The organism is Agrobacterium sp. P15N1-A, assembly GCF_044626815.1.
GTDB lineage: Bacteria > Pseudomonadota > Alphaproteobacteria > Rhizobiales > Rhizobiaceae > Agrobacterium > Agrobacterium leguminum.
In genome coordinates this window covers 453,018-468,231 of record NZ_JBIUPF010000003.1, presented here as the reverse complement: position 1 = coordinate 468,231, position 15,214 = coordinate 453,018, and the positions used below count along the sequence as shown (strand labels likewise).

The following is a 15,214-nucleotide window of genomic DNA, read 5'->3' as shown; positions in this document are numbered from 1 at the left end:
TTCCAACGGCAAAAAAATTCCAATTCTGCCTCATCAAGCCGTTTTTGTGAGATTTATCGCTGAAAGGAAGAAGCCTTGTCGTAAACGCAAGGCATACCCTGGTTCCGTCCTGATAAAAGAGAAGACGTTGCGCCAATTGCTCACTGACGCCAAGTTCCTGCAGTTAACTTCTTTTGAATTGGCATAAAATCTGGAAGAACCTGTTTAATCGGCAGGCGACAACGAGCGACTCAAAAACAAACGACCAAGATTAAGTTCGTAAACAAGGTCTCCTCTTTCAGCCTTGAAAGACAGAATGTCAGGCTGTTGCAGGTAAAGAGCAACATCTAGAAATGGCTGCCAATTCTCCCCTTTCGCCTCTGCTTTAATTAGCTCTTCCCTGTTGCGACGGTTCGTCGTTAACACAAAGCTTTCCGGCTCCCACGCGTCAATAAACGATCGCGCAAGAGCTAGTACTGTCTTTCCAGAGGCGGGGTCGAAACTTCGAGGGAGATTCAGCACAACGGCATTTGAAACTCCGCTCGCGTTATAGATACCACACCTGACCGATAGCCCCGCTTCGTCTGAACCGGCTTCGCCGTTCCAAAGACCAAAACCGAAGCCTAGCTCTTCGATGATTGAACGATCCATGTCTCGTCTATTACGGCCCTTCTCCAACATGACGCGAACATCATCGCTGCACTCAATGGAAATCATCTTTTGTGTTAGTGCTTTTTTTCGACTCTTGCTCTTCTCGCGCCAGCCACGAAGCGTATCTGAGACACCTGCGAGGTTAGCGAGAAAGCATGTCGCACGTCTGGTGCACTCTTCGAGAGTTTCTTTACGAGATGACCAATAGGCGGCGGCAAAATAACTTTCCAAAGCAGGGCTCCTATTGTGGTGGCACGACATTAATTTTAATGCCGTTTATTCGGTTATCGAGTAGCAAATTTTGAATGGCCTTGGCAGCGCTGGGTTCCGCCACATTCCAAGTGATGGGGGCACCGCCCGCCGCAATGCTCTGGCGTTGGGCTTGATCCACTAGGGCATCCGCTCCCGAGAACCACGATTTGAAATTCCCAGTGGTTTTATCCACAAATTTTGCATATCCAGGCCCTTTCGCTTCGAGCAGCGTACCGTTGGCACTCACCCCATCAAACTTGACGCCATTTACAACATATACCTGCCCGGAAGTTCCGGTAATTTGCTTTTGATAGGCCTGCGCTCGTGGCGACATGGCTTCTGTGACCGCAGCCCAATTTCCTGAAGCGCTATTTGTGGGAGCTTCTCCAATTTGTCCTGTCGCACCTGTCCCCTTTGATCCAGTGCTACCGCTGCCCACCGTTTCACCGATAATAGTCTTTGCATTACCGGCACCACCGAAGGCGATCGCCCCGCCAATAATCGGGTCGCGAATGATGCTGGCGATCTGTTCTTTCGAACCCGTCAGAAGGGCCTTGGCTGCATCGCTTTTCAGCGTGGAGGCGGTGTCGCCAAAGTTCTGGCCGCTTTGAGCATCATTGCTGTCGGCATATTTCCACAAAGCCAGGAACACCATGTGCCGGTCGAGGAGCGACAATTCATCAGACTCACCATTACCTGTGAGGGCTGCGTCGAGATACTCCGCCGCCGCAATCCGCAGATCGGTACGAGCCTTGACGCAGGAGGCCGACGAATTGCCGACACAATCATCGAGCTTTTGATCGCGACCTACCGAGAGGATTTGCAGTTCCTCTACCCGACCACAGGCCGGCGAGTCGGAGCTTCCGGCCTTGCAATCCGCCAGGGCACGCGCGAACTCTTCCCGCTCCTTATGTGTAAGATAATTGTACTGGTACTGCGCCGCTCCATAGGAGCCGCCTTCGCCGCCGCCAACGGCGCCGACGAGACCGCTGAGACTTGAACCAATAGCCGCCGCAAGTGCCTGCCTGTCCTGATCGGACAGGTTGCTGTCCCTGAGCATGCCGTTGACGAGATCAGCGATGGCGGGCGTGAGCAATGACGAACTCGCCGCGCCGAGTGCACCTTTCAGTGCGCCTTCCCAGCCGTTGACGCCACCAAGGATGCCGCCGCCGATGGCATGCAGCAATGCACGGCCCTGGCCGCCTTCTTTCCAGAGTTCGGCGGCTGCGCCGTCCCCACGCTCCAGCGCATCCTGGTAGAGCCCGCTGGCAATATCGCCGACGAGCCCGGCCATTGTTGCCTGTGCCGCCAGAAGATCGGCCTGTGTCTTGTACTGCTGCCGCAGGATATGTTCGAGATCCGGCAGGCCAGGCAGCGCGATATTGGTATTGGCGGTATCGCGGCGGATGGTGCCGATGTCCTGCGTCTGGTGGGCCGGATCGGTAATGGTGATCGGGATGTTGCCGCCGATGGCCGAATAGGCCTTGCCGGTCTCGTTCTCGCCAGCCTTGACCGGCGGTGCGATGGAGAGGCCGCCAGTCCCGATCGAGCCGCCATAGGTTTCGGCTTTCCAGCTTGAATGCGTATCGATGTCGGTGGCGTCAAGAGTGCCAGTGGAGAGGTTGTTGCGTGCCGCCCCGGCCTCACTGGTAATCAGGCCGCCGACAAGCGTGGTGTGCTGCTCGACATTGAGATCGATGCCACCCGTTCCGGCATGGATGCCGGATTGTTCGGTGACAATGGCCGCATCACCTTTAGCCTTCTGCCCGGAGCCGGAGACGCCGGCGTTTCCAAAGCCGATCTGGCCAGAGACATTGAGCTGGTCCGCCTTTGCTTTGGCCGTATCCACTTGGCTTTCGACCGTCAGGTTTTTAACATCGGCGGTGACCGAGTTGCCGGCGACGGTCGCACCCTTCAGCGCCAGATCGTTGGTGACGATGGCGACATCACCAGTGCCGTTGACATGCGTGTTTGTATGGCTGGTGCCCGAGGTGGAAGAGCCGCCCTTGCCGTAAGAACCGTTGACACCGACGCTGGCATTGCAGCCGCCCGACGTCGTGCAGCCCATATTGATGCCGGCGCCTGCACTCCAGGACTTGTTTGAACTTGCCGCGTTAGATGTACCTTTGGCGGCATTGAGATTGATGTCACCATTCTCTGCGGACAGGAAGATGTCGCCAGTCAGCGCATCGGACGAGATGACCGGCAGGCCGTTCTTGCCGTAACCGGCTAGAATCTGCGCGCCCTCACTTCTGATATTACCGTTTTGTGCCTCGATGGCGATCGAGCGACCGGCACGAATGTCGGTGACGACAGGGGTGGAGAACGAGGAAGAAGCGCTATTCTCCTGGTGGCTAATCCCGGCATTGACACCAACGCTGAAGGCGAAACCCTGGCCTGATGAAAGCCCCTCGGAGACACCCTGCAGATCCTTGTAAGCCTGATAGAAGCCGAGCCCCGCAATGGCGCTGTTTGTGATGGCGTTGACACCGCCGCCATCCGACAGCCGTTCAGCCGAGTGCATGACACTTTGGGCCGCCTTGCCAACCTGGCTGGTCACGGAAACGGTCACACCGGCAAAGGTTTTTTCGTGCATCTCCTGATAATTGGTGCGGTCGTTGGCCGAAAGGAGATTAATATCATTCCCGGCAAAGAGGTCGACATCGCGCCCGGTGGAGGCGGTTGCCGCCTGCAGATTGACGTTGTTGCCCGAGGAAACAAGGAGATCGCGACCGGCAGTGAGCGTCGAAACCGCGTTGGTGTCGGACTGTTGCTGTTTGCTGTCCTTGGTCTTCTGCGCGCCGAGGCCGACGGAGAAGCCGCCATTGCCGGCGGAGAACGACAGGCCGAAACCGGATTTCTTCTCCCGCTCGGACAGGGCAAAACTTTCCGCACCGGGCGTTACGTTAACATCCCGCTCTGCTGAGAGATTGATATCGCGGCCTGCCATAATGGAGGAGCCGATCACATTGACGTCGCTTTCGCGTGCCGTGACGGTTACGTCAGTCCCGGCAGTCAGCGCGGAGCCAACGTTGAGGGTGGACGACTGGCTCTTTTCTTTCTGTTCCTTGCCCCAGAGTGAAAGGAAGCCGCCGCCGGAACCGGCAAACAGGCCAGATTTCTTCCTGCTGCTCTCCAGCGCGTGCTGTTCCTCGGCCCCGATGATGGCGACGCTGTCGCCCGTGATGCTGATCGCATCGCCTGCCGTTATGTTCGAGCCGGCGATGACAGCGTTGCCGCCAGCATCCAGCTTGATGTTGCCGGATGCGGAAAGCTCGGAGCCGACTGTGGCTTCATCATAGTTGTACTGCGTCGAGCTTTTTTTCGAGAGGAAGCCCTTGGATGAGGAGCTCTGCTCGAACTCAGCAGTATTCTTGCCCGACGCGATCAGCAGATCGCCCCCTGCGCTGACGTTGATATCGGCTTTGTTGGTCTCATCGCCAGCAGTTACGTTCGACGCGGAAACAACGGTATCTCCACCTGAGACGATGGATACACCCTTCCCGCCACTGACCGATGATCCGACGGCAGTCTCGGTTTCCGTGTGGCTCGTCGTCTGTTTCTTGCCGCCGAACAGGCCACCCTTTTTCTTGTAGGTGTAATCGATCGTGGTGGTGTCGACAGCTTCGGCAATTGTCACGTCACCGGTCGCTTTCAGACCGACCGTCCCATCAGCGGCAATCGTGCTGCCGATGACGTTGAGGCTGCCACCCGCATTGGCGGTGATCGATCCGCCCGCGGTGATCTCGGAACCCTGACTTGTGGTTCTCACAACCGTTGTCGTGCTGCGCTTGTCACGTAAGGTACTGGTTGTCGACCTCTCGGTAACGGAGATATTGATGTCTCCATTCGAAGTCAGTCCGAGATTGCCGCCGGCCGTCACCTTCGCATTGGCGAGCAGAATGCCCTCGTCGCCCTTGATTGAAGCATTACCGCCTGCGCTGAAGGAGCCGCCGATTGCCGCAATCGATGAACCGGAAACGGTAAGATCGCCAGTCGATGCAATCATCCCTGATGTTGCAAGCAAGCCAGTGTCGATCGTTACCTGATTGCCCGCGATCAGCGCGCCAGCGGAGTTCAATCTTTCCCTGTCATTGGCGGCAAGATGCAGCACCGGTGCCAGAACGGTCGTACCGTTCACCGTCTGCCACTCATAAACAACGACGGATTCGTTGAGGCTGGCGATCTCCTCAACCGTCAAAGGTTGGCCGAGCGGGCGCTGCTGCGCTCCGAGATAGGCGGCTCCATTGTCGAGAAGCTGCTTTATCTGGGTAATTGAATCCTGCCCGGTAAAACCGGAGCCTGTCGCCAGTCTGAGCTGCTGCTCAATATATTGGCTCTCGAAATAGGCGTCCCCAAGGAACTGGATCTGGCGATCAGGCTGATAGCCAATGCGACCGAGGAAATAGCTGGAGCCATAGAATTTCGAGACGTCGAGGAAGGCGGCGCGGGTTTCATAGAGGAATGTCTGGCCGGGAATGGTGCCGCCAAAGCCGCCGGACTGTGGGGTGGCGACACCGCCAAGCGTGAACAGCGCACCGCTCGCCGTTACGCCGGCCAGCAGTGCGGTCGGATCGCTCGAAGGCTGAGCCGTAGCAACGGCGGCATGGTCGGCGATTGTTCCGGCCGAAGCAGTATTGTTGACGGCGGCAAAACCGGTGATACCAAGTGTTCCGCCAGAGCGGATCGTCGTGGTAACGCTACCGATCGCCTCGACGCTTTCCACGGTCCGTCCCGGCCCGATATCCTTTGACGTATCCCGCGTTCCGAATGGGCTGGGGCCAGGCACGGCGACCTGCCATGAACCTTCATGGCCACCTGTGTCGCCGGTCGTTTTCGTTTCCGTCCATTCGTAAATGACATCCGGATAATACTGGCAGCCGCCGTGCTGGTTGCAATTGAGCGAAGTCGTGCGCTGCAATTGCAGCCCGAGATTGGTCAGCGTGCCCGAGCCATTCAGCGTCATGCCGGAGCCGGCTTCGATTGCACTATAGGCATTGGTAAGATCGACCGTGTCGACAGAAAGTGTGTTGCCCGCCTTGATCAGCGCTGCGGGACTACCTGAGGATATGAGCCGATCCTCGACGACGTCCCGGTAAACGCGATGGATGGGGCTACCGATGACGAATGACCGGTTATAAAATTCGATGGGCGACGAACAATCCCCGCACTCTCTCGCATAATATATGTCATACGCGGAAACGAGCGCGTTAGAGAGGAACTGTGTTGTGTAGGTAGGTGCAGTTGTTCTTTCGTTGCGCAGATTTGCAGTAATGATCGACATGTTGTGACCGGCTGAGATGAAGCCGGAACTGTTGACAATGGCCGCATTACGCCCGCCATGAGCGTTTCCCGCAATCGTGAGATCATGACCGGCGACAATCGCCCCCTGCTCGTTGGCAAGCACGCCCCCCACGAAAAGCGCCGCGTCATTGCCGGCATAAATCAGGCCGGTGGCAGTGTTGGTAAGATTGCCGGTGACATTGAACGTCAGATCGTTACCAGCGGCAAGCTGGCCGGCATTGACAAGCTGGGGGAGTGTTAGCGTCAGGTCCCGGGCGGCCAGCAGGTTGGTGGCACCGTTGGCGACGAGGCTATCTGCTGCGATCGCAATATCGCCCGGCACTTGAGCGGAACGAGATGCGTTGCTCGAAGCGACGGCATTGAGCCGCGTCCCTCTCAGATCAGTCACTCCGGATGACGTAAGATCGATACCGCCGAACGTCAGCGTGCTATTGGCCAGATTGATATTATTGGCATCGATGTAGAGCGTGCCCGATATTGCAAGTCCGCTCCTGTTATTGGAAAGGTCGGCATGTTGCTGCCTGATCCTGATGTCGCCACCGGCGGCTGTGCGTTTATCGAGGCTGATTACACCGCCGGCTGAAGATAGCGAGACGTTGCCATTGGCTTCCAGACTGCCATAGCGGATGTTGCCACCAGCCGAGGCCTGCAAATTCTCTTCGGCAAGCACGAGCCCTGAAATCCCAAGATCAAGGCCGGAAAGCAGCGCCAGATCGCCTTTCGAAAGGAGCGCGCCCGCTGCAATCGAGCCTGAAGCAGCCGAAATCGACATCGCCGCGCCGGACTGGGCCGTGCCGTTGATGCCGATGGAGCCCGCCCCCGACCATAAAGAAACAGCTCTTGCAGCGGAGACGTCGGCCACCGCAACACGTCCATCTCCCAGGACAGTGATCGCGCTACCGGCGCCAAGAGTGCCGACGACATCGACGAAGCCGGCCCCGCCATTGACAAGGATATCCTCTTCCGCGCCGATCGAAGCGATCTTGGTGTCCTTCCCCGCCTTGACCGACACTGATTTCTTCGAGGTCAGACGACCGGTCGAGACACTCCCCTTCGAGGAGACGCTGACACCTTTATTGCCGGACGCATTGCCGATCGAAATCTTGCCGTCTGCCGATAGCGAAAGCTCGCCTGTGTTGGCAGCCATGTCGCCGCGCATGCGAACGCCAGCGCCCTTCTCCGTGACGACCATCTTGATGCGGCCGGCCTGCATGGCCCCAAGTGCTGAGCCATCGATTGCGTATTCAGGTGTCCCGGAGGTGGCATCGAGCGCTGTTGCCTCACCCGTGGCATAATCGAATTTGCTCTTCCCGGCTGTCAGGCGCAGGTCCTCGCCATAGATCGTTCCGTCGATCTGGATGGTACGGGACACGACATCGAACAGACTGACTGCGCCGTCACCAAGCGCAAAATTCCCACCGCTAGGACCGAAGGTGACATCCCCTGCGTTGACCGTGAATCCATTGAGACGTCCATCGGTGCCGATGTCAGGTACACCCGTCGTCAGCGTGGCGCGTGGCGTGTTGATGAAACCGCAGCCGTCGCAGGTGATCCCGTTCGGATTGGCAATGATGACATCGGCCCTGCCACCGAACACTTCGGTTGGACCGAGAAGCGAACTGCGGTTTTGCGACGTGACCTCATTGAGGATGACCGTGGCGGAACCCTTGCCTTGAAGGTTTGGATTGCCGGGTGTCACGCCACCCAGTTTCGACGTACCGATCTCACCATTGAAGTTGTTGAGAATGACCCCCGGTGTGCCGACGTTGAAATTGTTGTATTTGTTGTGCGACAGACCTTGGCTGTTGGGTCCGACGATATCAATGAGCGGCACTCCGTTCGGAGCAGCCCCTATCCCGGGGCGATTTGCAAAAGATCCTCCAACTTCCGGCGATATGTCCTGTGCGTGAAGAAGCACTGGCTGAAGCAGGAGCGTAAAACTGACAACGGTGGCAATGATTTTTTGAGCCAGCGTCCCGGCATTAGCGAACAACGCGAGGTCGGTTGTCTTGCGTGGAAGACGCTTAAACTGTGATGTCATTGTTGCTCGCCTCTCGTGGCAGACGGAATTTGGGGCTTAGCGGTCTTTTCTGCTCGTGTCGGCCGGGGATGGCTTGCTGTCGAGTTTCTTGTAGACATCTGCCAGCTTCGATTGCGGAGCTGGGCATTTTTTGCTTTTGGCAATCTCGGCAAGGACCTGATTGCGGTTACGCAATGCGTCGATTTCCAGTTTTTCCGGCGATTTCGGATCCATGAAAAAAAGGGCCGGCCAGAACAGAAGAACACCTGTCGCACCAAGGATCACGTTTTTACCCTGCGCGTCGGATCGTTCCTTCACCGTCGCCAGCACCTGCCGCTCATTGGCCTCGAACTCGCGCTTTATGCCGGCGCAGTCGAAAGCACTGTCGGCCGGATTGGTGGAAGACACCGGATGTGCAGCCCGGCCACCGCAACCGGATACGACAATAGCTGTCGCCACCAGGGCGGAGATGAAAGATAATTTGGGGGTGTGAAAAGAAGAGCTGATCATAATATTCTCTTTTGAAGCTACCAGCGTGCCGTCACGCTGGCGAAAATGAGATTTCCGCGCCCGCCATTGACGCTGCTGGAAAATGCCTGGGAGTAGCCAAAATCGGCGCTGATGTTTCCCCCCACGAGTTTCGCACCAACGGTCCAACTCGCGAGATAGCCGCCGGGAATGTCGAATCGATCCTGCGAGAACACGCGGCCGTAATCGAGACCGAGGTAAGGGCGTAGCTCGCCCAGAACGGGCGCCAGACTTGTGCCTTCCCATGGCATTGTCCGCCATGCCAATTCGTTGTGGCTGAAGAACCCGTTATTACCGAATATGACGCTTTCCCTCAGGCCGCGTACATTGCTGAAGCCACCAAGCCCGATCTGCTCTGCGCCAAACATGTTATCTGGCGAATATTGCGCATTGAGGAGCGTGGTTAACTCGAACCGCTGGCCAGCTGCTTCGAACGGCCGCGTCGCGCTGACGGTCGTGTTGAGTTTCAGGAACCGGGGATCGGCCGTGCCGGCCCCGGGCTCTCCGGCCTCCGCAGCGTCAAAAAGATCGAGACCCTTATCAAGGGCAAAATCGAGGGCGATGACGCCACCCAGTATTCTTTGCGAACGCGACAAACCGAGAGTGCCTATCGTGTATCGGCGGCTTCCAACCTCAATCCGGTTGCCGAGAAGAAAATTGTTGGTTTGCTTGTAGGTGAGGCCGCCCCTGAGCGTCGTGATCGAGTCCTTGTCTCGCCGGATAACGCGATCGATGCCAAATCCAATCTGACCGGAATCACCCGAAGTTTCGATCGGCCCGAAATTGCCGGGAATAGTGCTGTCATATTCGTACCAGGAACCATTCGCCGAAAACGTCCAGTAGCCATAGGGTACGCTTGTATTGACCGAATAGCTGTTGCTGTGGCCGCGACCATTATCGTCCCATGGGTAGTCCGGGCCGCTGCGCCCATAGGAAAACCCCAACTGGTCATTGATACCCAGCAGGCCGTCGAGGCCGAACGAAACGTTTGTCTGGGAGTAACCGGTGCTCTTCTGACCCAGATTGTTGTTGGAAATGCTCGCGTACCAGCGCTTGCGGGGTTTGTTCTCGACATTTAAGATGGACGTTCCATCCTCCTTGCCGGGCAGCATCGAGGTCTTCGCATCGTTCGATGACAGACGATTGATCTGGTCCAGTCCCTGCTCCACATCGCGGATGTTGGCGACCTCTCCTTTCATGCCGGGAAAGGCCGTGGCGAATGAGCCGTTTCGCCGGGCCGGTTGACCGTTAAGGTAAATATCCGAGATCGTGCCTTCGACGACGACCAGCCGCAGCAGCCCTGTTCCGGCAATATCCTGTGGCGGCACATAGGCGCGTGAAGTCACCAGTCCCTTGTCCAGATAGAGGTCGGTGATAGCCTTGAGCAGGGCAGTAATATCCGCCACGCCGATACAGTGATTGTTGTAACGCTGCGTAATTTTGCCGAGTTCAGCTGGGGAGAGCCTTGTCGCACCTTCGGTCTCTACACGCGAGATATCGAAGCATGGACCAGCGGATTTCGCGTCGCCTCCCGGTGCGCGGCTCCCACGACCAGCGACGCCATCAGGAGTTACCTGTTTCAGGTTCTCAAGCCGCTGCAACTGCTGTTGCTGATCCTGCCGGCGGGAAAAATCATCGGCGGGCGACTGTGCCGTTGCCGGCTCTGACGCGAGCAGGCCCGCGAAAAGCGAAATGGCAAAGGTCCGCTTGAATGCGTTTGTCGACATACCGAAGGCATTCCGCTCTGCCCGCGCGGCAACCGGGGATTTTGCGAAGATTCGAGAGGTCGGCACAATTGCGAGACAAAAATCAGGAGGGAGTAGCCGTCGGAAACCCGGAATGAAAACAGCAAGTAGCATATTTAGGAGGCCTGCATTTGAAATGAAGTTCGTCGCGGCAATGCCGCCCATGCTTCACTCTGCAGCTGTCCTTGCTGTCGATCCCCTACCGGGTGCATAGATCAGTTCATCTGATCCAAGAAGCGTTAAAGTAGTAACTTTCTTTGCGAGACGATAGTCTCTAGTCATTTTCTCAAAGAACCGCGCACGTTAAAATTCACGTAATAATCAATCCTACCAACATCATGGCAAGAATGTTACTTTTCATCCGTGATTTTTCAGGACAATCCGCCGAATTTCCCCGCTACGGATCCTTTGATTCAAATAACAACCAGAAGTTATTGCAATACGTATCACCCTGCAAGCCCCTCATAGGTACCAAAGTTAAGGAAAACTAAAATTGCTTCGCAGCCGGCGACATATTCGGGCAATGGAGATGGCTCGATCTCAATCGCCGAATTCGAAGTTCATCAGTGGTCAACCATTGCGGTTGCGGACTAACAAAGGGACTGTTTTAGCCTCACTCACCCCCGGTCCGAGCCGTGCGGAGCGCAAACGTCTTCAGGTCCGGGCGGGCTCCCACAATTCCACGGGATTGCCTTCCGGGTCGTGTATCCTGGAGAAACGTCCAACCTCCGAATCCTATTCGGCCCGAGTTTCAACCTCTACACCTTCGTTCGTGAGCTTCGCGATGAGGGCATCGAGATCATCCATTGCTGTTCAGCACGGCCGAAATAATCGCTGTCTCTGGCGAAAGGCCCAAAAATCGTCATTCCGGCGTCCTGCTGCCATACCGATTATGCAGATTGTCGATGCCGAGATGTTTCTCATACCATTCAGCCAGGCCAGGGACATCTGCTGCTCTGAAGAATACGCCACCAATTCCAACGGCTCGGAATTCCTCCCGCTTTGCGAGAAGGGACGCGATGTTGCGCCGCCGCGGCGGCAATATCAGGCAGGACCATTGATTACGCCGGTCTCAAATCGCGAAAGGTGAGCTTTGCCACGCCGAAACATCCATCCGTTACTCCGACTGGCGCGCACGGCACAGCGCGAAAAAACCTCTTGACCTGAACCATGGTTGAGGTCCTAGAAGTACTGTCACCTTGTTTTCGCAAGGCTCTTTCCATGCTCTTGAGCGAACAGTTGACAAAGGATACCCCATGGCTTTCCAGCTTCCCGACCTCCCCTATGCCCATGATGCGCTCGCCCCCTCGGGCATGTCCGAGGAGACGCTGAAGTTCCATCACGATCTTCACCACAAGGCCTATGTCGATAATCTCAACAAGGCGATCGTCGGTACCGAATGGGAAAACAGGAGCCTCGAAGAGATCGTCCGGGGCACCTATGAGAAGGGTGCGGTGGCGCAATCCGGCATCTTCAACAATGCCTCCCAGCACTGGAACCACAATCTCTTCTGGGAAATCATGGGGCCGGAAAATCATGCGATCCCCAAGGTGCTGGAAGATGCGCTGACGCAGTCCTTCGGCTCGGTCGCGCTGTTCAAGCAGAATTTCGCCCTCTCCGGCACCTCCCAGTTCGGTTCGGGCTGGGCGTGGCTGGTGGTGGATGCCGACGGTTCGCTGAAGATCACCCGCACCGAAAACGGGGTCAATCCGCTGTGCTTCGGGCAGAAGGCGCTTCTTGGCTGCGATGTCTGGGAACACAGCTATTATATCGATTTCCGCAACAAGCGACCCGCTTACCTCGAAAACTTCCTCGACAATCTGGTGAACTGGCAGGCGGTCGCCGCCCGCCTTTGATTTGAGCCCCACCGATCCGGCCGGTCCCACTGCCCTGGGCGGCCGGCCGGATCAGGCGCAGCCGGACAGCCGCCGTCCGGCTGCAACTCCCTTCGAGCGTCTCAATGCCCTATGTCGTCACCGAAAACTGCATCGCCTGCAAATACATGGACTGCGTGGAAGTCTGTCCGGTCGAATGTTTTTATGAAGGCGAGAACATGCTCGTCATTCACCCCGATCAATGTATCGACTGCGGGATTTGCGAGGGCGAATGTCCCGCCGCCGCGATCCGGCCGGATACCGAAGCGGGGCTGCATGTCTGGCTCGACCTCAACCGCCGCTATTCCGGCATCTGGCCGCGCGTGCATGAGAAAAAGTCACCGCCTGACAATGCCGACATCATGAATGGCGCTGCGGCAAAAATGTCCATTTTTTCGAAAAATCCGGGAGCGGGCGGTTAGCCCGGCATGTCATGTCTCATAATCTCAGGCTGATCGATGGCGGTGTGGTCAATCACGCGCATGTTCCGCTGAAAGCTTGCGCCTCTCCGATGATCTCCCCGCGTGATTTCAAGGATTCAATGGCCGCCCTAACCTTCACCGTGGCGGTGGCCACGACCTGCCATGCCGGAGAGCGGGTTGGGCGCACCATCACCTCCTTCATGCCGCTCAGCGCAGAACCGCCGCTTCTGATGATCTCCATCGACGCCAGCAGCCGCATGGTCGATCTCATCGCAGCGAGCCGACGCTTCTCCGTTGCGGCACTGGCCAGAGGACAGGAGGAGATTGCCGATGTCTTTGCGGGCAAGGGAAATCACCCGGACCGGTTCAGCGTCGGAGACTGGGTTGCCTGGCCGTCAGGAAGCCCCAGACTTGCCGATGCGCTTCTGTCCATGGACTGGGAACTTGTCGGTTCCATCGATGCCGCAGACCATATACTGTTCGTGGGCGCCACAACCGAAGCGATGTCGGATCGGCTGCGCAAAGCCCTGCTCTGGAGCGAACGCGCCTATACCGGCACGGATCCAACGTCACTCCCTCTAGATGGTCCGAAAAGGCTCCCGCCGCCGTCGTGACCGGCACGACTAGGGAAAATCCGCGCGGTCAGTGCCTGTCGCTGTTCGCACGGGCAAAGCTGCCCGGAGCGACACCCGTTCTCCTGCGGAAAGCGGTGCTGAATGCGCTGGCGGATTCATAACCGATCTCATCCGCGATATCGTCGAGCGACTTCACCCCGCGCATCAGCGCGTCCCTGGCAAGCGCCATCCGCCAGCGGGCCAGATATTCAATCGGCGCGCAGCCGAGCATTTCATGAAAACGCGCCGCGAAGGCCGAGCGCGACATGCCGGCGATACCGGCAAGTTCGGCGACAGTCCAGTTCGCGCGGATATTGGCGTGCATGGCGGACAATGCGCGGGCAAGCCCCGGCAAACGCATTCCCTTCACCAGTCCCGCCGGAATAGCCTCGTTGCCCGCGTTCGGCCGCCGCAGCACTTCAACCAGCAAAACCTCCAGCATGCGCCGGATGATCAGTTCCTTGCCCGCATCCTCTCGCGCGCATTCTTCCGCCAGCAATTCGATCAGACGCGCCAGCCGGGATGCTCCGCCCTCACCCGCCGGCACATGGATCAGCTCGGGCATTAACGAAAGCAGCAGCGCCGCATTGACCCGCTCGAACGTGAAACTTCCTCCGAGCGCAACGAAATCGGGTTCCCCTTGCTGTTCCCCATGCCGCACCGCCTGATCTTGTGGTTCGACCGGAATACAGTCGACGTCGGTATCGCTGCAAAGCGAGAAGGCGGGCGTGGAGGGCAAAAGCAGGAAATCGCCACGCGCCAGCCGCAGCGGTTCCCGGCCATCGATGATGACCCAAGCGGCACCGGCCAGGACGACGGCAAAACCCGGGGCGTCATAGGCGCGATAACGCACGCCCCATCGGCCTCGTCCGGAAATCGGCTTCGAAACGGCGGCGCTCGGCCGCAAAAGATCGATGATATCGCTAAGAGGATCCATTCTCCGGACGATCAATAATAAATTTCGGTGTTAAGAGCATATATCATCCAGAACACATCGTCTATCTCCGGTCATATCGAACAATGGAGATTATGATGACCAGAACGATCCTCATCACCGGCACCTCATCGGGCTATGGCAAGGCAACCGCCGAGCTCTTCCTTTCGCGCGGCTGGAATGTCGTTGCGACCATGCGGCATCCAGATCCCGACCGCTTCGTTGGCGACACGGACCGGTTGCGCGTCCTGCCGCTGGATGTGACGGACGAACAAAGCATCGCGGCGCTGATCGATGCGGCAGGTCCGCTCGACGTGCTGGTCAACAATGCCGGCATCGGCATGGTCGGCGCTTTTGAAGCAACGCCAATGTCGGCGATCCGCACGATCTTCGACACCAACAGCTTCGGTTTGATGGCAATGACGCAGGCGATAATCCCGCAGATGCGAAAGCGCCGATCCGGCACGATCATCAACGTCACATCCAGCGCGACGCTCGCCTCCTTCCCGCTCGCCGCCGCCTACACCGCCAGCAAGCAGGCTATCCAAGGTTTCTCCGGCTCGCTCGCGCATGAGCTCGGTCATTTCAACATCCGGGTGAAACTGGTGGAACCGGGCTATGCCCCGACCACCCGCTTCACGACGAACGCCATCCTGCCGCTGGAGCAGCTGCTGCCGGACGATTACATGGACTTTGCAGGGCCAATCCTCGAAGGCTTCGCCAAACCGCCCATGACGACCAGCGAAGGCGATGTTGCCGAAGCGATCTGGAGCGCCGTCCATGACCTATCCGGCCAGCTTCGTTTTCCCGCAGGTCCTGACGCAATTGCGCTGTCTCGGGCGAACTGACGATCGATAGCGGCCGGACCGGACATTGCTCGGTTGCGGCGTT

The 15,214-nt window shown here is 57.7% G+C and carries 9 protein-coding genes and 1 pseudogene; 4 read left to right on the top strand and 6 right to left on the bottom strand.

From position 1 onward, the window contains the following. Positions 1-204: 204 nt before the first annotated feature. From ACIK7D_RS14005 to ACIK7D_RS13985, 5 genes and pseudogenes are all read right to left on the bottom strand, one after another. Positions 205-861 (bottom strand): Imm52 family immunity protein, encoded by a 657-nt coding sequence (locus tag ACIK7D_RS14005; protein WP_127758497.1) that lies wholly within the window; start codon positions 859-861, stop codon positions 205-207. Positions 862-871: 10 nt separating this feature from the next. After that, the gene (locus ACIK7D_RS14000; protein WP_400156571.1) at positions 872-8,227 is read right to left on the bottom strand and encodes a hemagglutinin repeat-containing protein; all 7,356 of its coding nucleotides are present in this window, start codon (positions 8,225-8,227) and stop codon (positions 872-874) included. A 36-nt stretch (positions 8,228-8,263) separates the two neighbouring features. After that, positions 8,264-8,716, bottom strand: a complete 453-nt coding sequence (locus ACIK7D_RS13995) for a hypothetical protein (RefSeq protein WP_077983980.1) — start codon at positions 8,714-8,716, stop codon at positions 8,264-8,266. A gap of 17 nt (positions 8,717-8,733) precedes the next feature. Further along, on the bottom strand, positions 8,734-10,644 hold the full coding sequence (locus tag ACIK7D_RS13990; protein WP_400156570.1) for a ShlB/FhaC/HecB family hemolysin secretion/activation protein: 1,911 nt from the start codon (positions 10,642-10,644) through the stop codon (positions 8,734-8,736). A 489-nt stretch (positions 10,645-11,133) separates the two neighbouring features. After that, positions 11,134-11,500: pseudogene (locus ACIK7D_RS13985) on the bottom strand (VOC family protein). A gap of 235 nt (positions 11,501-11,735) precedes the next feature. Here ACIK7D_RS13985 and ACIK7D_RS13980 point away from each other — a divergent pair. The 3 genes from ACIK7D_RS13980 to ACIK7D_RS13970 all read left to right on the top strand — a co-directional run bounded on the left by ACIK7D_RS13980 (position 11,736) and on the right by ACIK7D_RS13970 (position 13,389). After that, on the top strand, positions 11,736-12,335 hold the full coding sequence (locus ACIK7D_RS13980) for a superoxide dismutase (RefSeq protein ID WP_400156569.1): 600 nt from the start codon (positions 11,736-11,738) through the stop codon (positions 12,333-12,335). Positions 12,336-12,439: 104 nt separating this feature from the next. Next, positions 12,440-12,775: a ferredoxin FdxA gene (gene fdxA, locus ACIK7D_RS13975; protein ID WP_400156568.1), complete on the top strand. Its 336-nt coding sequence runs from the start codon at positions 12,440-12,442 to the stop codon at positions 12,773-12,775. Between the two features lie 11 nt (positions 12,776-12,786). Further along, positions 12,787-13,389, top strand: coding sequence for a flavin reductase family protein (locus tag ACIK7D_RS13970; protein WP_400156567.1), 603 nt, complete (start codon positions 12,787-12,789; stop codon positions 13,387-13,389). Between the two features lie 28 nt (positions 13,390-13,417). Here ACIK7D_RS13970 and ACIK7D_RS13965 read toward each other — a convergent pair whose 3' ends face one another. Next, a complete protein-coding gene (locus tag ACIK7D_RS13965) occupies positions 13,418-14,326 on the bottom strand; it encodes an AraC family transcriptional regulator (RefSeq protein WP_400156566.1) in 909 nt (302 codons plus the stop codon). A gap of 95 nt (positions 14,327-14,421) precedes the next feature. On the opposite strand from ACIK7D_RS13965, the gene ACIK7D_RS13960 reads away from it, so the two are divergent. Then, a complete protein-coding gene (locus ACIK7D_RS13960; protein ID WP_400156565.1) occupies positions 14,422-15,171 on the top strand; it encodes an SDR family oxidoreductase in 750 nt (249 codons plus the stop codon). Positions 15,172-15,214: the final 43 nt, after the last annotated feature.